Origin of the sequence: Anaerococcus sp. NML200537 (assembly GCF_026131715.1) — a bacterium.
In the GTDB taxonomy this organism is placed as follows: domain Bacteria; phylum Bacillota; class Clostridia; order Tissierellales; family Peptoniphilaceae; genus Anaerococcus; species Anaerococcus kampingae.
In genome coordinates, this window is record NZ_JAMXSL010000005.1 from 11,915 (window position 1) to 32,784 (window position 20,870).

At 33.4% G+C, this 20,870-nt stretch carries 16 protein-coding genes; 1 reads left to right on the forward strand and 15 read right to left on the reverse strand.

Annotated elements, in window-relative coordinates:
* Positions 1–16: 16 nt before the first annotated feature.
* The 7 genes from NH288_RS02235 to gltX form a co-directional block, all read right to left on the reverse strand.
* Positions 17–1,666 carry a hypothetical protein gene (locus NH288_RS02235; protein ID WP_265212762.1) on the reverse strand — a complete coding sequence of 550 codons (1,650 nt, stop codon included), beginning with the start codon at positions 1,664–1,666 and terminating at the stop codon, positions 17–19.
* Entirely contained in the window at positions 1,647–2,381 is a 735-nt protein-coding gene (locus NH288_RS02240) for an ABC transporter ATP-binding protein (RefSeq protein ID WP_265212764.1), read from the reverse strand. Before NH288_RS02240 ends, NH288_RS02235 begins: the two co-directional genes overlap by 20 nt.
* Before the next feature lie 131 nt (positions 2,382–2,512).
* A complete protein-coding gene (locus NH288_RS02245; protein ID WP_399525091.1) occupies positions 2,513–3,553 on the reverse strand; it encodes a sigma-70 family RNA polymerase sigma factor in 1,041 nt (346 codons plus the stop codon).
* Positions 3,554–3,560: 7 nt separating this feature from the next.
* Entirely contained in the window at positions 3,561–4,100 is a 540-nt protein-coding gene (locus tag NH288_RS02250) for an NYN domain-containing protein (RefSeq protein WP_265212767.1), read from the reverse strand.
* Entirely contained in the window at positions 4,087–4,791 is a 705-nt protein-coding gene (rlmB, locus tag NH288_RS02255; RefSeq protein ID WP_265212769.1) for a 23S rRNA (guanosine(2251)-2'-O)-methyltransferase RlmB, read from the reverse strand. Before rlmB ends, NH288_RS02250 begins: the two co-directional genes overlap by 14 nt.
* Positions 4,791–6,209 (reverse strand): cysteine--tRNA ligase, encoded by a 1,419-nt coding sequence (gene cysS / locus NH288_RS02260; protein ID WP_265212771.1) that lies wholly within the window; start codon positions 6,207–6,209, stop codon positions 4,791–4,793. Before cysS ends, rlmB begins: the two co-directional genes overlap by 1 nt.
* Positions 6,209–7,690, reverse strand: coding sequence for a glutamate--tRNA ligase (gene gltX, locus NH288_RS02265; protein ID WP_265212773.1), 1,482 nt, complete (start codon positions 7,688–7,690; stop codon positions 6,209–6,211). The genes cysS and gltX overlap by 1 nt, the downstream gene beginning before the upstream one ends.
* Positions 7,691–8,483: 793 nt before the next feature.
* On the opposite strand from gltX, the gene NH288_RS02270 reads away from it, so the two are divergent.
* Entirely contained in the window at positions 8,484–9,596 is a 1,113-nt protein-coding gene (locus NH288_RS02270; RefSeq protein ID WP_265212775.1) for an Abi family protein, read from the forward strand.
* 1,669 nt (positions 9,597–11,265) lie between these two features.
* On the opposite strand, the gene NH288_RS02275 is transcribed toward NH288_RS02270, so the two are convergent.
* The 8 genes from NH288_RS02275 to NH288_RS02310 all read right to left on the reverse strand — a co-directional run bounded on the left by NH288_RS02275 (position 11,266) and on the right by NH288_RS02310 (position 19,628).
* On the reverse strand, positions 11,266–11,790 hold the full coding sequence (locus NH288_RS02275; protein WP_265212777.1) for a DUF2335 domain-containing protein: 525 nt from the start codon (positions 11,788–11,790) through the stop codon (positions 11,266–11,268).
* Positions 11,791–11,792: 2 nt separating this feature from the next.
* Positions 11,793–11,999, reverse strand: a complete 207-nt coding sequence (locus tag NH288_RS02280) for a hypothetical protein (protein WP_265212779.1) — start codon at positions 11,997–11,999, stop codon at positions 11,793–11,795.
* A 97-nt stretch (positions 12,000–12,096) separates the two neighbouring features.
* On the reverse strand, positions 12,097–12,258 hold the full coding sequence (locus NH288_RS02285; protein ID WP_265212781.1) for a hypothetical protein: 162 nt from the start codon (positions 12,256–12,258) through the stop codon (positions 12,097–12,099).
* Positions 12,259–12,384: 126 nt separating this feature from the next.
* The gene (locus NH288_RS02290; RefSeq protein ID WP_265212783.1) at positions 12,385–13,344 is read right to left on the reverse strand and encodes a hypothetical protein; all 960 of its coding nucleotides are present in this window, start codon (positions 13,342–13,344) and stop codon (positions 12,385–12,387) included.
* 723 nt (positions 13,345–14,067) lie between these two features.
* Entirely contained in the window at positions 14,068–15,957 is a 1,890-nt protein-coding gene (locus NH288_RS02295) for an ATP-binding protein (RefSeq protein ID WP_265212785.1), read from the reverse strand.
* Positions 15,947–16,399 (reverse strand): SIR2 family protein, encoded by a 453-nt coding sequence (locus NH288_RS02300; RefSeq protein ID WP_265212787.1) that lies wholly within the window; start codon positions 16,397–16,399, stop codon positions 15,947–15,949. Before NH288_RS02300 ends, NH288_RS02295 begins: the two co-directional genes overlap by 11 nt.
* Before the next feature lie 58 nt (positions 16,400–16,457).
* Entirely contained in the window at positions 16,458–17,081 is a 624-nt protein-coding gene (locus NH288_RS02305; RefSeq protein ID WP_265212789.1) for an SIR2 family protein, read from the reverse strand.
* Positions 17,082–17,483: 402 nt separating this feature from the next.
* The gene (locus NH288_RS02310) at positions 17,484–19,628 is read right to left on the reverse strand and encodes an isopeptide-forming domain-containing fimbrial protein (RefSeq protein WP_265212791.1); all 2,145 of its coding nucleotides are present in this window, start codon (positions 19,626–19,628) and stop codon (positions 17,484–17,486) included.
* Positions 19,629–20,870: the final 1,242 nt, after the last annotated feature.

Genomic DNA, 20,870 nt, shown 5'->3' on the forward strand with positions numbered 1-20,870 from the left:
TTAAAGTCGGGAAATTTTATACGTCCATAAAGCCTTTCTTGTATTTTTTAAGGCAAGCCATATAGATTAGGCCAACAATTATAACTAGGACAAGGATAATAAGGCCAACTGCAATAGCCATAGATCCTGTAAGACCATCTATTAGGAAAAATCCTCCAACAAGAAGGCCTGTAACAAGCAAGGACCCTAGGTAGAAAATTATTGACTTCAAAGGATTTGCCTGTTGAACTTCTTGAGGCTTCTTCCAATTGGTATTGACCACAAAGGTCCCAAAGTAAAGACTAATCATAGTCGCAAAGCCTCCTCCTATGCTTAGGCCAAGGAAGAATAAAAGGCTATTAATAAGACCAAGGCTTAGAATTAAGCCATAGACTATGGCAAGTATTAGGTTAAAAATACTTATAACCACATAGCTTGAAGTAAACCTAGCCAAGAGATGGCTCTTAGGGTCTATCGGTAGGGTCTGGATAAGGTAAAAGCTCTTGCCCTCCCTAGAAAGGGAAGTGGTCGCTGGATTGCCATTAGTCCAAATAAGAAGACTTAGGGCAAAGGCTGCCGCAAAGCATATAAGAGATGTCATTGAGCTTTGGATTAAAGCAGGGTCCAAATCCTCAATAAGATTCCTACCTGTAGTAAAGCCCATAACCGAAAAGATTATTACCATAGATATTGGGCCTGCCACGAAGACTATATTTGAAAATAAGGTCTTAATATCCTTAAGGAAAATATCCTTAAATTGGCTGGATGTTTTGATTTCGACATCCTTGGCCTTAACCTTCTTTTTCTTATCCATATCTATGTGGTCATCAAAGACCGCATCAAAATAATACTTATCTCCAAGCTTGTATACTAAAAATAATACTAGAGCCGCAAGAGCCAAGAGTAATAAGCTAAAGCCCAGTCTCTGTATTATTGGTCCGGTAAGGCTCATGCCAAAAATCTTAGCATTAAAGAAGACATTTGACACATTTCCAAGCATTGATGTGACATTATCTACATCTATATTAAATTTCGGTCCACTAGATGATGATGATGAGAAGGAGAAATAATAAATCACTCCCATGACCCCAAACATCAAAAGATATCCCAGGGTCTTAAAAAGCTTGGCATGCCTATTGACATTGGTAAATTTCTTAATCAGTAAAATCATCAGGCAAATAAGCCCATAAGGTATGGCAATCATTGGAAGGAGGGTGATAAGGCCCAAAATCAAAGTCATTGGGTCAAAACCAGCCTCGCCAAAATATATATATAGGCCAATGGCAAAAAATAGGAAAAAGTCAAAAAATGAGCTTATCCCGCCTATTACCTTGCCTAAGAAAAGCTCACCCTGGCTTAGGGGTAGGGTCTGATAATTGGAAATATCTGCCTTGGTGAAATATTTTGAGAGGATATCAGGCACATAAAATATGAAGATCATCATGGTGATAGCTATGGCAAAATTTACAAAATACATGTGATTTTGACCAGATCTCACATAAATCATGGCGCTTGCCTTAAAGACCCCTATAAATATGGCTCCCAAAAATACATAGGTCCAGATAAGAAGGATTATCCTCATCAGGTAATTTTTGGGCAGGTTTGCAACTTGCTTTGATGGCCTATAAGGAAAGAAGCTTTCCCTTAAAGCATAGGCTGCTATAGTTTTAATATTCTTGCTTTTCATCTGTAAGCTCCAAGAAAATTGATTCAAGAGACCCGTCGTTGTTGGCTATATGCTTAATCTCATCAAGAGTTCCTATAGCGATAAGCTTGCCCTTAGAAATAATGCCAATCCTATCGCAAAGCTCCTGAGCCACTTCCATGACGTGGGTTGAAAACATGACACACTTGCCAGCTGCCGCCCTTTCTCTAAGGATTTTCTTAAGATTAAAGGCAGACTTAGCATCAAGACCAACCATTGGCTCGTCAAGAATTAAAACCTGTGGGTCGTGGATAAGGGCACCGATTATGGCAAGCCTTTGGGCCATACCATGAGAATAAGTAGAAATAGGGTCCTTCATGGCTTCTCTTATATCAAAATAATCCAAATAAGAATCAAGCCTTTCCTTCCTAGTTTCAGTATCCACCCCATAGATATCTGCTATGAAATTTATATATTCATTTCCCGAATAATTTTCGAATAATTCTGGATTGTCAGGCACATAGGAAAACTGGCTCTTGTAGGCTATAGGGTCATCCTCGATACGGAGGCCATTTATAAAAATCTCCCCCTTAGTCTTAGAATTTATCCCTACAATAGACTTGATGGTAGTAGACTTACCAGCCCCATTAGGACCAAGAAATCCAAAGATTTCACCATCTTTCGCCTCAAAGGAGATGTCATCCACCGCCTTTTTTCCTATCTTGTATTCCTTAGTAAAATTTTCAACTTTAATCATAAAAATCCTTTCTAATCTCTAAGAATAGTTTTTAATATTTTACCCGATTAGATGGAAAATATACAATATATATAAAAAATTTATAAAAAAATACCCTCAGGATCTTTGATATCCTAAGAGTATTTGTCTTCTTATCCAACCAAATCAGAATAATCTTTTAGCTTGCCTAGGGCTTGGTTTTCTATTTGACGGATTCTCTCTCTGGAGAGGTCGTAGATAGAACCTATTTGCTCTAGGGTTTTTGGTTTTTCGTTGTCTAGGCCATACCTGTAGATTATGATTTGCTTTTCCCTATCTGTTAGTTGGTCTAGGGCTTGCATTAGGAAATTTTCCATGTCTTTTTCTAAGATTAGCATATCTACTGGAGTCGATTCATCTCCTACCATATCCATTAGCTCATCTCCTGTGGAGTCTTCGCTGTCTAGGTTGATATTTAGAGAGGTGGAGTTGACTTGGTTTCTATTTATTAGGAAAAGGTCATCGGCTTGTTTTTTGTTGATGCCTTCGTTTTCTAATATCCTGTAGAGTTCCTCATCGCTTGCCTCTGGGTTGGCCTTTAAGATTTGTTTAAGCTTATTTAGCTTTAAGTATTTGCCTGCTGGAATCCTGATGGTGTGGCCTTCTTTGTTGATGGCCTTTCTGATGGCCTTATCTATCCACTTGTAGGCATAGGTTGTAAATTTGTAGCCTAGGCTTAGGTCAAATTTCTCTGCTGCCCTTATCATGCCGAGCATGCCTGATTGGACGAGGTCTTCTAGGTCTAGGTCATTGCCGTGGGACCTAAAGAAATAGGACGCACGACTCCTTACTAGGCCCTGGTTTTTTTCGACTAGGGCTGCTAGGGCGTTTTGGTTGCCAAGTTGGAATTGCTCTACTATCTCTTCGTTGTTTAGGTCTGATAGCTTCATCATGTCCTTGCGCTTGATTGGGGCAAGGGAAGTGTTGACTCCTTTTTTGGCTGATCCTATTAGGTCATCATCGTCATCATCATCGTCAAAATCTTCGTCATCTTCTGCGATTATTTCTAGGATTTCTTCTTTTTGGTCTTCTGTTAGAGATTCTATGACTTTTAGCAAGTCTTCATCGGTCATATCCGGATTGTCCAGATAATCTTTAAGCTTTTCTAAAGTTTCCTTATCTTCTAAATTTATTTTATCCATATTATCACCCATTTTGAATTTATTTATCTTTATCCTCATCTTCTAGCTTGATTTTAAGCTGGTCAAGTTTGGCTGCAAGAGATTTTGATATAGGATAAGACCTGTAGTTGTGACTGAAATTTGCCTTTTGGCTTTTTTTAATCTTGCTCCTTAAGCCTAAGAGGTCTCCCCTTAGCTCTAGAGCTGTCATCCTGCTTGCTCCCTTGCCTAGGGCCATATTTTGCACTGCCCCATCATCTGTTACGACCTTGACATTGTGGCGACGGCCTACTCTTGCAAGCTCTGCTTCGATATAGGTATCTGCCGTTTGAAACCTCTTTGTATAGACAATTTTCATCTTATACTTTGTTTCTATGGTTTCTTTAAGTCTGTCAAGATTATAGGCATCAAAGACTATTACCATCTCTTCCGCCCTCAAAACGCTATATTCAGCCATTTCTTCTATGAGCATATCCCTTGCGGCTGCAAGGTTTGTTTTTGATAAGTCCTTTAAGTCCGGCCATTTGTTTATGACATTGTAGCCATCAACATAGGTTATGTTTTTTTTAATCAAAGCCATTTTGTCTTAGGACCTCATACATGGCTATGGCTGAGGCAACAGATGCGTTAAAACTATTTACAAAACCCTTCATCGGTATATTAATTAGTATATCACATTTCTCTCTTACAAGTCTAGAGATACCCTTACCTTCATTACCTACTACTAGGGCAATTTTGCCCTTAAGGTCGGTTTTATCTATCTCTTGGCTTCCTTCGCCTGCTAGGCCATAGACCCAAAATCCCTCTTTTTGGATTTCTTCTATGGTTCGAGAAATATTTTTTACCCTAATTATATTGATGTTATTTATTGCTCCAGCACTTGTCTTATAGACTATTGGACTTACCTCAGCTGACCTTCTTTCTGGGATAATTACCCCGTCAAAGCCAAAGGCTTCGGCACTTCTTACTATGGCTCCTAGGTTATGAGGATCTTCTATTTGATCTAGGATTATTAGCCTCTTGTAAGTATCGACGTCAGCTAGGTCCATGTATTTAAAACTTTCCACATCAAGGGCGACCCCTTGGTGGTTCATATCTATTTTATCAAAAAAACTCTTATCTACAAAATCTATTTCAATATTTTTTGCCCTTATCTTTTTTATAAGCTTGTCAATTATCTTGGAATTTTGCCTTAGGATGTAGGCCCTATAGATTTCAATGTCTGAATCTAGGGTGTCTAGGACTGGTTTTCTGCCATATATTCTATCCATTAGCTTATCTCCCATTTGACCCCATCACGGGTATCTTTTAGGCTTATGCCCATTTCTAAAAGCTCATCCCTGATGGCATCTGCCTTTGCAAAGTCCTTGGCCTTTTTGGCAGCTGTTCTTTCTTCAATTTTTGCTAAGATAAAATCTTCGTCTATATCTAGGCTCTTTTTCTTGGCCACAAGCCCTAGGACATCGTAGAGACTGTCATAAAGAGCCTTAGTTTTTTCTATAAAGGCCTTTGAAGAAGTAGAGCTTATATTGGTATTTATAAATTTGGCTAGGTCAAATAAGACTGTGATGGCATCTGCTGTATTTAGGTCATCTTCCATGACTCTTATAAAGTTAGCCTCAGCTGCATCTAGATTTGCAAGAAGTTTTTCTTCGCACTTTTCCATTTGCTTATCGCTTGCCTTTGCTAGGTCTTCTTCAAGCTTAAAGGCTGCGTTATTTAGTCTGTTTAGGGAATTTTGAGCTTGTTCAATTATTTCCCTGGTGAAGTTAATTGGCTGCCTGTAGGATGTGGTCAAAAGCCAAAATCTGATGGTCATTAGGTCATATTCCTTCTTGATATCATCAAGAGTAAAGAAATTGCCTAGGGACTTACTCATCTTTGTCCCATTGACCTGGATCATACCGTTGTGCATCCAATAATTGGCAAATTTAACTTCATTTAGGGCTTCAGATTGGGCTATTTCATTTTCGTGGTGAGGAAATTCCAAATCTTCCCCACCTGCGTGTATATCAATGGTTTCGCCCAAGAATTTCTTATTCATGGCTGAACATTCTATGTGCCAGCCAGGTCTGCCAGCTCCCCAAGGAGAATCCCAAGCCACTTCGCCATCAATTTTTGTCTTTTTCCAAAGGGTGAAGTCTGCCGGGTTTTTCTTGCGGCCTACATCATCATTATCAAGCCTATTGCTGGCCCCGTGCATGAGGTCGTCAAGATTTCTTCTTGATAATTTACCATAATCAGCTTTTTTGCTTACATCAAAGTAAACATCCCCATCTGACTCGTATGCCACACCCTTTTTGACAAGACCATCTATGAAGGCGATTATATCATCCATCACCTCGGTTGCCCTTGGGTGGATGGTGTCTTCTTCATCAAGGTTTAGGTCCTTGGCATCTGCCATATATTGGCCTATATAGCGGTCTGTTACCTCTTTTGTAGTGATGCCTTCCTCAATTGATTTTTTGATTATCTTGTCATCGACATCGGTGAAGTTTACCACATATTTTACATCATAACCCCTAAATTTTGCAAAACGTCTGAAGGTATCAAAGACAACTAGGGGTCTAGCATTGCCTATGTGCATAAAATCATAGACTGTAGGTCCGCAGACATACATCTTGATCTTGCCTTCTTCGATTGGTTTAAATACTTCTTTTTTTCTACTAAGAGTATTATAAATTTTCATTAAAAATTATCCCTTACAAATTCTAGCCTTTCCTTAACTAGGTCCTTGCCCATGATTAGGAAGGCATTTGATAGGTCTGGACCGTGGACTGAACCTGTTACAGCTGCCCTTACTGGGAACCATAGGTTCTTGCCCTTGATGCCTGTTTCCTTTTGGATAGTCTTCATGATTGATTTAGCAAAGTCTGGATCAATTTCCTTAACTTCTGCAAGATGGTCTAAGAATGCCTTAAATAGGATTCTGGCATCATCTGTAGAAATAGCTTCTTTTGCATCATCATCATAGTCGATATCGGCACTCTTTATATAGTAGTTTTTAACAAGTTCAGCTGCATCAGAGAACTTATCAATAGCTGATTGCCAAGTTTCTGCAAGTAAAATTAATTTGTCATGGTCATAAGACTCATCAATTAGACCAGCCTTAATTAGGTAAGGCTTGATATCTTCTGCAAGCTCTTCTGGGCTTAATTCTCTGACATAGTGGCCATTGACCCAGTCAAGTTTTTTCTTATCAAAAACAGCACCAGTCTTATTTACCCTATCAAAGTCAAATTGCTTAGCTAATTGATCAAGAGTAAAGATTTCTTCTTCACTATCAGGTGACCAACCAAGTAATGATAGGAAGTTGATAAGACCTTCTGGTGTGTAGCCTTCTTCGATAAAGTCCTCAACCATGCCATCGCCATTTCTCTTAGAATATTTCTTGTGGTCCTTATTTAAAACGGTAGGTAGGTGGATATATTCTGGAGCCTCCCAACCAAAAGCTTCGTATAAATAAACATGCTTTGGTGTAGAAGAAATCCACTCATCACCACGAACGACATGGGTAATGCCCATCAAATGGTCATCCACAACTACAGCAAAGTGATAAGTTGGGAAACCATCTCTTTTAATTAAAACTTGGTCATCTTGGTCGTCAGTATTAAAGGTAATCTTGCCCTTAATCCTGTCATTAAAAGAAATATCATAGTCCTTTGGTAATTTTAGTCTAACAGTGTGCTCTTCCCCATTAGCCACCCTTTGTTTGGCTTCTTCAAGAGGAATAGAACGGCAAAGACCATCGTATTTTGGTGTAAGGCCATCAGCTCTCATTTGATCTCTGACCATGTCAACTCTTTCTTGAGAGCAGAAGCAATAATAAGCCTTGCCTTCATCGATTAATTGGTCGATGTATTTGTCATAAATGCCAGCCTTAACCCTTTCAGATTGGATATATGGACCAAAGTCACCCTTTTCGGTAACATTTCCATTTTCATCAAGCATAACACCTTCATCAATCTCAACACCAGACCATTTAAGGGCCTTAAGAAGATTTTCAAGGGCACCTTCCACAAAACGTGTCCTATCAGTATCCTCAATTCTCAAAATCATCTTTCCGCCAGTATGTCTAGCATATAGGTAGTTAAAAAGGGCTGTCCTAAGACCACCAATGTGTAGATATCCTGTTGGAGAAGGTGCAAATCTAACTCTAACTTCACTCATTATAATCTCCTTTATAATTTTTCTTTAAATCAATTCTTACTTCTATTATAATATAAAACTTAAAATTAATAAATAAGTAAACAAAGGGAAGCAACTCCCACTTCCCTTCAATACCTTAACTTATCTAATTATATCATTTTTTTACGACTAAAGCAAGTATTAATGGGCTTGTAAGGAAATATTCACCAATAATTTCCATCTCAAAACTTAATATTAATAATCCATATCACAAAATATAAAAAAGACGAGCCAAACAACTCGTCCTTTTTGGGTCAAAACCATGAAAATTCTAGAATAAAATGTATTTGCTTAGATATATATTTTTGAAAATTAACAAAATTTTCTGGAAATATCCTCCAAATACAAGATGAACAATCCCCATATGGCTAAATGGGAAAAGCCATTACTTTTGAAATGACTAAATAGTAATATAATACTCTATCCTTCGATGATAACTAGCCTAAAAAAAAGACGAGCGATATTCTTAAATTTTTCGGTCATTTCACAAAAACATCTAGAATCCATGGTTAATCCTAACATACTTTTAAAGAAAATTTATTCAACATCAAACATTGAACCGTCTCCTATTCTCAAATAAGTAAATCTTTCATCAATTAAATAGAATCCTATTAATTATAATAACAAACTAATTTGTACTGAATATCCTTAATAAATCGAAGACCTTTAAGATAAGGTAAAATCAAACTCCTATTCATTTTAATTTACAAGCTATACTCATCCCATTACATCTTCATCAACATATGTTATAATTAAAATATTATAAGGAGAAAATATGAGTATAAAAATTTACCAATCACAAGAAGAAATTATAGAAAAATTGAAATCCCGTGGTTTAAATTTTGATATAAATAATTTAGAAGATGCATTAAAAAAATATAACTACTTCAATCTCTTTAATGGAATAGAAAATATCTTCCTATCTAGCAATAAGCCTAAAGTGTATGAAGATATAAACCTTGATGATTTTTTAAATATATATAGATTTGACAAAAAATTAAGCATAACAATCCTTGAATTAATTTACTCTGTAGAGGAAAAATTAAAAAACTCGATATCAAACCATGTATCAGCTAAGTATTGCTCCAAGTTAGAAAATACAATGCAGTATACTAACAAAAATAACTTCATGGATCCTAAAGAATCTGATCCAAACTCAGATACATATTGTAGATATTCAAGAAACTACCCATTTACACATTATCAGTATAAAAAATATTATAATTATTTTGAAAACTTCATACTATTTAAACCCTACTATCTAACAAACCTAATAAATCAAAACGACTTCATAGATAAATCATTTTATACAGACAAAGCATACATAGCCCCAAGTGATGTAGCAGTCTATAGGGACTTTAATGGGTTTATTGATTTAAATGTAGCTGTTCCAATATGGATTGCGATACTCACACTTACATTTGGTCAACCAATAAGATTTACCCACTATCTAAAAGATGAAGTAATGGAAAAAGTAATGGCAGACTTTGATCTAGAATTATCTAAAAGAAACCAATTCCTAAATATGATAGATTTTATACTACTTTTAAGAAACTCCTGTGCACACAATAGACTAATTTCTAGATTTGAAACAAACAAAAACACCTATATAAACTCATTATTAATAAGAACATTCAAATTAAATCCCCAAAATAAATCCAGAGAAAAATCGTCAATACTCTTGCTTAGCGATGTCCTAAAAATATTAAGTTTTTTCATAGATATAAGCACTCTAAAGCCAATATTTGAAGATGTTTTTAATTCGAATATTGAAAATATGAGAAATAAGAAAGGATTAGAAATAAATAATCGCCTACTAAAGCAAATAGGAAGTAAAAATCATGAAGAATTATTATCAATACTTCAAAACAATAAATATACTTTTTAATATTGATAAACAAACATAAAAACACGATAAAAATGTAGAATGTTACCTAAAAACATAAAAAATTTGACATAAAAAAGAAAAAAACATACAATATAAGTATATAAAAGGCTCCTAAGAGCATTAAGCAATGGCGGCATTGCTTTCGATAAAAAACCTGGCTATGCCAGGTTTTTTTGGGTTGATATATCTTAAAAAAACTTATATTATTAAATCAAAAAATAATAAAAACATCTCAACATAATAAAATATTCTTCACCAAACACAAAAAAATAAATCACAATTCGAATATAGCTAGATATCATAGTTCTGTCTATTAAGAAAAATGTACATACATCGATAATACATTCAGTCCAACGCTCCCTTCTCGAACGTATGTGAGAAGATTAGGCCGTCGGCTCTTTTCTATTCCTAACCCCATTTGTGAAACAAATGGATGGTAGGCTAAATTTGCCCCAGCGGCCGAGAGCGTGCAGTAGCTGAGACATGCCTATTAGAACCACTAAGGTGAAAAGCTACACTATGAACAAAAGTCTAGTAAATCTACACAACTCCCTTCTCGAACAATCGTGAGAGAACTAATCGACATGCCCTATAAAGGGTTCTGTATCTACATCGGCATTAGGTAAATAACACCACCTACCCTTGCTTCGACCAACGAGGAGAAGCCTAAAAGTACTGTAAGAAGTCAACCAAAAACTAAGAGCGTCAATCCCTAATAATCAAAAAAGGGGAAAATAAAGGCAACTCATAAGCTTCCAACTCTAACTCCCTTCTCGAACGTATGTGAGAAGACTAGGCCGTCGCCTCGCTGAGACCCCATCGGCTCGTGTCTATTCCTAACCCCATTTGTGACAAGCCTGTCGGCTCGAGGAAACAAATGGTTGGTAGGCTAAATTTGCCCTAGCGGCCGAGAGCGTGTCGTAGCTGAGGACCTCATCAACATGTCTATAAATGGTTCTGTCTCTACATCGGCATCACCCAACTTCCTTCAAAAAATAAAAAAATTCAACTCATCAGATGATTTTTAAAACCTACTCAACTCTACTCCGTTTTTCTCAACTCTTCTCAACTCTTCCTGAAACCTTAGATTTTTATACATCTTAACCAAGTTTATTTAGAACTTTCTCAAAACCACCTTATTCTCCTATAAAAAATAGAGAGCGACATTAATCACACCCTAAATTTTTTTCACAATTTCCTCTAAAGTGGCAATGGGTTTTAAGTCTCTATGCTGACCTATATATATAAATTTATAGTCTTTATACCGACATTATGTAATAACATTATAATTAGATTAAGCCATTTTTTAAACTAAATACCACCATTATCAGTAAAATTTTTAATGAACTTAATTATTAAATATGTTAAACAAAACAATAAATTAATATAGGATAAAATTAAGGTTGCTGTCAAACTTTTCGTGTAAACTCAATCTTATAAATTTTGTAATTCTTATTCAAAATCAACAGATATTGGTTAATAAAGATTATTATTATCAATTGGCGTGGGCTAGCTATAAGTTATTTAAAATGGTTGTTATGATATAAAATAGAGTATAGAAAAAGAAGAGAATTTGTCTCCTCTTCTCTTGTATTACTTAATCCACGTACTGGCGACTATTTTGTAATTAAATTATATCTTTTAATAATTGATATTATATACACCAGAATTAATTATTTTTATTATCTTCATCTTTTTTCTCATTTTTCTGATTTAAAATAAATACAGCAAGAACTCCAACCAATGAAGTAAATATAGCAGCAATACCTGCAACATTCTTATCACGATAAATTAGAAAAGCTCCTATACAAATAGATAAAATCGCGATAATAAAGCCAAACCACATTCCCATTTTATTGAATTTCATATTCTCACGAATAGCATAATTTTCAAGCTCAATCCTATGAACTTGATCATTTTCAGTAAGTTTAAAAATTCTATCTGGAAAGGATGGGTCTATTTCTCCATAACCTTTTAGTGACGATGGTGAAGGAAGTGGCCCCATAAACATGCTAGAATGAGAAATTTGAACCGCCTTAATCTCACTATTAATAACGTTGATCACTTCTTCCGGGTCTTTATCTACTAGATTTTTTAAATAATTTACTTCATCCTCTGTGAAAACATCTGACCTATTTTCTGTCTCATTTTCATCAGTTAATTTTAAACTTCCATTTTTATCTATTTCATTCATGATTAATTCTCTTGTCTGATATATTTACTAAGAGATTGCCCGGTCTTCTCAAAGCCTTCTGTATATGAGTAAGTTTTTAAATTAGAAACATCAACGTTTCTAAATTTATTTGAAATACCAAAGATATCATAAGCCTTCAAAAAACCATTAGCAAATGCCTTGCTCTTGTTAACAACAAAGTCTTTATCTTCTAATACTTTAATTTCCATAAAACTTCCTCCTTTATATAGTATTATACCCAAGATTTAAATTAAAAACTATTTATCTTATTTTTAAAATAATGAAGTCACTAACGTCACCAACTATCTAATAACCATAAAGCTCATCCTTCACATTAAAAGATTGCCCAAATTTCCCATATTTATAAAACTTATACAAGATATAATTCTCTTTTTCAAGCTCATGAGTCGATAAAATTATCTGTTTATCATAAAATTCATTTCTTAGAAGCTCTACAAGAGACGCCATATTTATGTCATCCATAGTTTGCACTGGGTCATCAATCAAAATAAACCGAACTATACTAGTTTATTTAATCAAATAATAATCTAAAATTGCATTAACAGAGTACTCTAAGATTTTAAAATTATTTTTCTATAAATTAGATTCATTACCTTCGTCAATACAATTATAACACTCTGAGTTATAATGATAATTTTCACCATAATCCAAACTATCAGTGGTAATCGAATTTTCTTTTCTTAAATACCTAATTTTAAGATTCTCCTTATTTGACATATAGATTTTCAGAAAAATTGCGAACAAGAGAATTGAAGTAAATAATTTAAAAGCTCCCATATTCAAGATATATTTGAAAATATTATCATCTAAATTTAAGTCTACTATTTTTGAAACCCAATTTATAAAGATCTCGCCATATTCATTAACAAACATGCTACATACTATTGCTAATATAATTTTAAATTTATCCTCTACAAACTTATCTTCAGCAAATTTTTCAATCCCTAGTATAGACTTTATATCATCTTTATTCACTGCACCTAAGGCAAAAACTAATATTCCTAATAATATCTTAAAATTTTGATCATCTATTAACCCATATAGAATAGTTGCTATTGTAATAAATATTATTATTCTATTCTTGATAACAAGATTTAAAGTCACAAATATAATATAAGCTAAAACTAAGTATGAATAAAGATATGAGATACTCTCAAAGTTATGATTAATTACCTTTGAATTTAATCTTGACACTCCATTTAAAAGTATAAGTGAGATAGCCAAAGTAATAAAATTTGCCACCAATAATTTATAATCTTTCCCATTCCAATCATTTATTATTTTATTTAAACTATAGCGGCAATAGGAAAAAAGTATATAGCAATCAATACCTGATAAAAATACAAATATAACTAATGTATATATGTCTAAGCTATTAAATATAATTATAGCAAGCAAAACTTTCAGAATAAATAGACCAAAAAAAGCTTCTACCGTCAATCCTTCGAGTAAATAATTAATTAAAAATCTTATCCTATTAAATGATATCCTAATATAGTACTTTAATCTACCGTAACGATCCATTTCTTTCATAAAAACCCCCTTATGGTACTAACGCTATTAATTCTTGAATCAAAAGAGTCCTAGCTCTTATACCTAATCACTTTATCAAGAACATCAAACAACGATGTATCCGGCTCTTATATTCAAAATAATCACCCTTTCTATAATTAAAAAACTGAAACATTCCTACTTAAAAGTGTATAATATATGATTTACAATAATAGCTTTCTTATAACAAAATTAATCAAGGCAAATCAACAAAGAACCAACTTAACTAAAGATGTACAACTATAATGTAAAATCTATATTAATCACTTCACTTACTATATGTATTATTTATAAGAAATTTTTAATCACAATTTAAAGTGAGGGGTAAATACTTATTTTTATACTGTTTTCCTTAAGAGTATATTGTTTATTTATTACACGATAAATAAGATTTGAAGAAATCTTCTATTATTCGAAGGATTACACAATTATCCTTCTTGCTATCAATATAAGGAGTATGGACTAAGTTAAATTTTAAAATCATTATATACACTGAATAGATAATTAATAGACTTGTTAATAGGCACTTGTGAATATATTAATGTACAAAATCTTAGTGTAGATTATTTAATAAATTGGTCAATTTTTATAATATGCGAACTATTTTAACTACATTTATACCCTTTTCACATATATTTACGTATTTCAAAAACCATAATAAAATATGCACAAGAAAATTAGCATACCAACTTCTAAATCATGATTTTATTCTTCAGTCGCCCACAATTTAATTAAATCAGCACTTTCGCTTGTAGGTGAAATATTTCCTGGTAACTTTTCTACTTGAACCAATAACGGCATTTCAAAATTAGTCCCTGTTATAATACACTGTCCTGGAGCGAGAGAAGGAATTCTACTCCTAGTAGGTCCATCCAATGAACTTACTGTATTTTCTATCATTCTTATATCATGTTCATTTACAAGTCTGTGCAAAAAATAATTATGTATTTGAGAAACAATAGTTGCTGATATATCTGATGGCCTTTGGCTTGCTATTGTAAGGTAGAACCCAAACTTACGACCTTCTTTAATTATTTCTTCAAACACCTCAAGTCTATAATCCTTCCAAGATTCAGACTCACGTGTAGACTGTGAAGACAAAATATTATGGGCTTCGTCTATAATTAAATGAACTGTCGAGTTAATTTCAAAGCCTTTTGCTTTTTTCTTATGTTCTTCATATAATTGTTTTGATATTAAGAGTGGGAGCATCTTTTTTGCATCTGAATTACATTTTCTAAAGTTAATAACAGTTAGAAAATAATCATCATCATTATCATAGCAAACATTAATAGTTCTTTCTACAAACTCTGATCTTGCTTCTATCCTTAATATTAAAGGGTTTATATGTTCAAAATTTATCTTCCCATAAGATAAACAATAAATCATATGAGTGTATACTGATATTCTCAACTTTTCTGTCGCTGTCAAGTTTTGAATATTACCTAGAGTTTCTGGATTTCTCAATATTTTTTTAAATTCTTTTTTATATTGAATGATACTTTCTTTATTATAATCAGAAATAAACATTTTATTGTTTCTATTATCTAAATAATAATAACTTTTAGACTTAGAGTGCCAAAATGTATTTAACATTGTTAGACTATGATAATAAATATGACTTGATTTTAATAATTCTTTAATAGATTCATCAAAGTTTATAATGTTTAAAGATTTTAACAATAGTTTAAGTGATTCTTCATTATTATTAGCGTGGAAAACATTATAAAAAGCACTCCCTAAACCCTCTATTATTTTATCTGTTGTGATTTCATGATTGACATCATCCAAATAATATTTAACTGCGCCGTTTAAAAAAGGTTGTTGAGTCTTTTCTGTTGCTGAATATAATATGGATAAGGTCTCTATATTCCAATATACAGAAGGTTTAATATTTAACCTATCACCATCCCTTGATTGAGTCGATAAATTTAGCACCTTCTTATCTTCAGAAAAAATACCTTTTTTAACATATTCGCCATTAAAATCCAGTACTATAAATTTACTCTTATTATTAAAACTTAATCTTTGTTCGGAAAATCTTTGATTAAATAATTCAGTATATAATTTCGCCAACGTATTTGATTTTCCACTTCCTGTATTTCCAAATATTCCTATATGTGTATTAAAAAGCATACTCCGTGAAATCTCAATAGGCAAGTTATTCTGTGCACTAACTCCCAATGATAAATTGTAAATCGAATGATTAGATCCATTTTGCAGAATAACTCTTATTTCCTCCTGAGATAATAATACTGCTTCATTAAATATCATAGGAAAAACTTTAATACCAAATTCAAACTTTTCACACTTAAAATTTCCTATTAGGCTTACCTCTAATATTCTTTCAAATCTATCTCTAGAAAATTCATGTATTACAGGATCATTATCTTTATCCTTCAAAAATTCATTATCAACTTTACAAATGATTTTATAAGAACCTCTAATAATTCCTATATAACTCCCAATAGAAACGCCATCATATATTAATCCGCCATAATGAAATGATTCTAGATTTGATTGTTCATTCATCAATATATTAATTTTCATGCCGACAACTGATATCACATTACCAATTACATAATTAAACTTCATAATTCACCCCTAATAATTTTAACAAATAATTAAAATCTCCACTATTCTTATTAAAATCATCTGGTAAGAATTTTATATTATTATATCCATGGAATTTTCTTTTCATTTCTTTCATAGAATCACTTGAATAACATATCATTATGACAATTAATTCAGGATTTAACAAAGACCTTTCAAATATATCCTTAATGTGCTCATCAGCGAATGAAAATCCAAAAACAATTAATACAGATTGCTTCTTTTCCAGTTCATAACTAAAAGACCTAATCATCTGGTAATAATATTGTTCTAATACAGTCTCTGAAAATTTATATTTATTTGGATTAATTATTGCTAACTTAGAATATTCTTCATTAAATTCCTCTAATTTGTTTGTATCTAAATTAATATTATTTAGACTCTCCACAAATTCGTCTAAATTATTTGATTTAATATTATCCATTAATTTCAAAATATTCTTAGAATTAAGGTTTAAATCTTTTACTATTTTGTTAATATTTTCATTTTTTTTTAAAATCAGTTTTTACCCTTATAGTGTCCTCATTCCCCTTAAGTTTACTAACTTCCCAGGACAATGACCCATGTAACTTAAATAAATTAATTGTTGGTACTTCCCTCCTGTAATTATCATTGTATCCACTATGAGTTACGTTTAAATAAAAATTTTTATTGCTTATATATTTGTTAAACATTCCCCTTGAGCCATCATTAAAAAACACTAAAGGATTATCGATAATAAAATCATCAAAAATCCTCTCAAAAACTAAATCGTAATTTGTTGTAAAAATATTAATTCTTTTTGGTAGCTCATTACTTTCATTTTGTAAAAATTCATACAGACAGTTAATAAATAGTCTATAATTTTTCAATGTTTCATAATTTTTATATCTTCTATAAAAAATCTCTGAATTCAAACCCATAATTTCAATATATATTTTAAAATAATATATATACATAAAGAATCTTCCAACATTATTTAGTTTATTATAACTTGCAACATCTTCAAAAGAAGGATATCCTTTACCAAAACTTAAAGTAGGATACATAGGTACACTAGCACCTGACCCTATTAAGAAATTTATATTTTTTCCCCTGACTAATTTATCAAATTCTTCTTTATTCACGTAAGCTCCTTCATTAAAAGATAAAATATAAATTTAGGATCAACTCAAATAATAATCATCTAATATAATTTTTACATTATTTATTAATGTTATTTAAAATCAATCTAATTCTATTAATCTCTCTAATTTTGTAATTAATTTTAAAGAATATTAAACCCTTATTTTTTAATACCAATTCTCATTATCAATTGGTTGCACGCCACTTTATTTTTTATTATCAACTTATGTATATTTACTATGTATATATTTACACCGTATATACCGTATACGTTAAAATAATATAATAGTATTTTGATAAAGTGCGTAGGTACAAAGTAAAGGGGCCGGGGCCCCTTTGGCTTTGTGTTTTGTTCTTATTGTACGTACTGACCAATAAGTTTTTATTTAATTAATTGTTATTAATTAAGCTGTTGCTTGGCTTCTTCTGTATGCTATGAAAGCTCCGCCCATGATTGCAAGACCTGCTGCGATGAATACTAGTGAACCAATACCACCTGTTTGTGGGATTGTTACTTTCTTGTTGTTGATTCTCTTAGCGTCTGCGCCTTCGCCAGTTTTTACTACATCTGTTCCTTCGTATACAACACCAGTTGCGTCAGCTGTGTATGATCCTTTTTCTACGTCGAATTTTTGTGTTGCATTTGATGGTAGAGCGTATCCTGCTGGAGCTTTAATCTCTACTATTTCATAGTTTTTAGCATATTCAAGACCTGTTACTTCTAATTGACCTTTTTCATTAGATTTGAATACTGCTGCATTACCTTCAGTTGGTGTCCATTCATAAGCGATATTTGCTGCAACAAAGGCTTTATCTCTTTTTTCTCTAAGTTCTTTAACTTTATCAGCTGTAATTTTTTCTGTGTAATTAATAACGCCATTGGTTTGTGTTAGTGAAGCAACTGCGTCTTTATATTCTTTATCTGCTGCTTTATAAGCTGTCATTGCTTCTTGGATGTTTGCACCAGATTTTGCTTTTAGGAATTGACCTTCTGCATTTTTAATCTTAAATTCTGCACCTTCAAGTCTTGCACCATTATCTTGGTCAGCTTTTACGAATTTTCTACCGCCATTTACAACTTTTGGTTCTGTTGGATCAAGTGGTTTTGGGTTTTCAGAATCTTTGTTGTTTCTGATTTCAACTTTGCCAGCTTCTGTTGTTGTAACATATTCTGGTTCATATCCAGATACACGTTCTACTACTCTATAAGTTTTTGTGTCATCTAGGCCTGTGAAAGTATGAGTAAATTTCTCAGCCATTGTAGCAGTATAAGTATCAACGTCTTTCCAGTTTTTACCATCTTTAACTTGAAGTGTGAATACAGCTGTTACAGTTTTATCAGCATCTGTTACTGCTTTTCCATCAATTGCCCAAGATTTTTCAACCTTAATTTCTTTATTTTTTGGTTGTATTTCTGTAGGTTTTACTTCTTTACCTGGTTTGTTACCATAATCAAACTTAATGTCGTTCTTTTCAGGATTATCTATAACTGCATCAGCATTTACTGTTGCACTGTATTTTAAAGTAATGTTAATTGCTTTATCTTTGTTTTGTACTTTATTAAGACCTGTTTGAGTAAATCTTAATGTAAAACCATGATCATCAGCGATTACATCGTAATCTTTAGCTTCAAATGTTATACCATTATCTGCAGTAATGTTTAAACTGTCTTTGTCAAAAGTAAGACCATCAGTCATACTATCTGTCCATTTTAGAATCTCATATTTTGAATCAGCTGGAATTTCAGTTTTAACTTCATATGGTATTACTTTACCAATTTCTGCTTTAGCTGTTGCTTTTTCTGCTGCGTAATTTTCATATTTTGCACCAGATTTTTGATTACTACCTTTATCTTCTACTGTTCCTAATGTATTAGAAGAATCAAAGTTTTTATCAATTTGTGGTTTATCTTCAGTATTCTTTGGATAAACGTGAGCTTTTACTATGTCGTTAAGTGGAAGATTAATAACAACTGGAACAGCCTTCATTTTAGTAAGAGTATTTTGACCATTTACATAGCTAGATAAACTGTGAATTTCATAAATTTTATACTTACCTGTTTTAAGTTTTGAAGTATCAAATTCATGACCCGCATCTTCTACTGTTTCACCTGCTAAAGCTGTTTTAAAATCGTCTTTTGTGATTTTTTCTGGTAGCTTGTTATTAGTTACAGTGATGATATTATCACCTTTTTTAACAACTTCACCACTAGCAGTAATAACTTGATCGTTCTCATTTGTCCAAACAAAGTATACTCCGCCAATATCTTTAGAGCCTGCTCCAAAGTAGCCATCTATACTTTTTATTTGATTACCATCGTACTTGGTTCCATCTATTCCTGCTAAACCTGGGAATACATCTTTTTGATTTCCTTCTTCACCAACTTTTTTATCCAAATTCTCTTTAGATTGTAAAATTTTGTGAACTGTAACTGAAGTTGTGGTTTGTTTTAAAGTTGTACCTTCAGCTGCACTTGCTGTAAATGGTGCGGCTATTATTCCGAATACCATTGCGAATGCTGTTAATAATGACAAAATTTTTCTTTTCATATCATTCTCCTTTATTATTTTTTGTCAGTGTCGCTGTGTTCTGCAATTCCGTACTGCTTGACACTCCTATAGAGGTCCTCTAAGGGCCATACGGGCTTGTTCTCGCTTCGCTGCGAGTGCTCCGCACGGGTCCTCTCCGAGCCGGACGGGCTTGCTTAGGCTAGCGGCTTGCCTTTCGTGCTGGTGGGCCAGCTGCTTATAGGGGCTTTGGTTTATGTACCTTTTAGCCTTCTATAAGTGGGGACGGGTTGTCTATTTTTTGTGGCGTTATGCCGGTTGCTTTCTTTTTTTGGTTTTACCTTATTTGAAAGCATTTCCCTTTTTACCATTATACCATAGTTTCGGGAATTTTGACATATTTTCTTGCTTTTTAGGGCAAGTGTCTTCTTCGCCCAGTAGATGCGGCGATTTGTTTTATATAATCATAGGCTTTGTAGGCCTAATAATTATTGTGAGTTATGGGGTTTGTTGCCCCTTTTTTGTTTTCCATTTTTGATTCTTATGGATTGTTGTTCTTGGGTTTTTGTCCAGCTTTGAATATTTGTGGATTGTTGCTCTTGGTTTGTTGTTGACTTCTTAGCGTTTCTTTAGGCATCTCCACGGTGGTCGATGCAAGGGGAGCTGTATTTAGCTAATGCCGATGTAATTACAGAACCCTTAATATACAGAACCATGAGATTTCTCACTATGTTCGAAAAGGGAAGTTGGGTTGGAAGCTTTTTTGAAGCTTCCTTTCTCGCTTCGCTGCGAGTGCTCCGCACGGACCCTCTATGCGCCGGGCAGGCGTGCCTTTCCATTTTTGAATATTTATGGATTGTTGCTCTTAGTTTTTTGTTTGACTTCCTACTACCCCTTTAGGCATCTCCACGTTGGTCGATGCAAGGGTAGGTGTTGTATTTAGCTAATGCCGATGTAGTTACAGAACCCTTTATATAGTGAACCATGAGATTTCTCGCAATGCTCGAAATGGGGAGAGTGGCGGGAAGCTCTCGAGCTTCCTTTCGAGCTGCGCTCGACCACTCTGTGGGGCTCCTCTATGCGCCGGAGGGGCGGGCTCCTTATCTCGAGCGGAGTCGAGAGATCTATTAGTCCTGCTTTGGTGTTTGGTTTGCTTTGAGCGAGTATTTGCTTTAGCTTTCTTATCCAGTTTTGAATATTTTTGGATTGTCGCTCTTGGTTTGTTTTGACTTCAAGCAATACTTTTAGGCTTCTCCACGTTGGTCGAAGCAAGGGAAGGTGTTG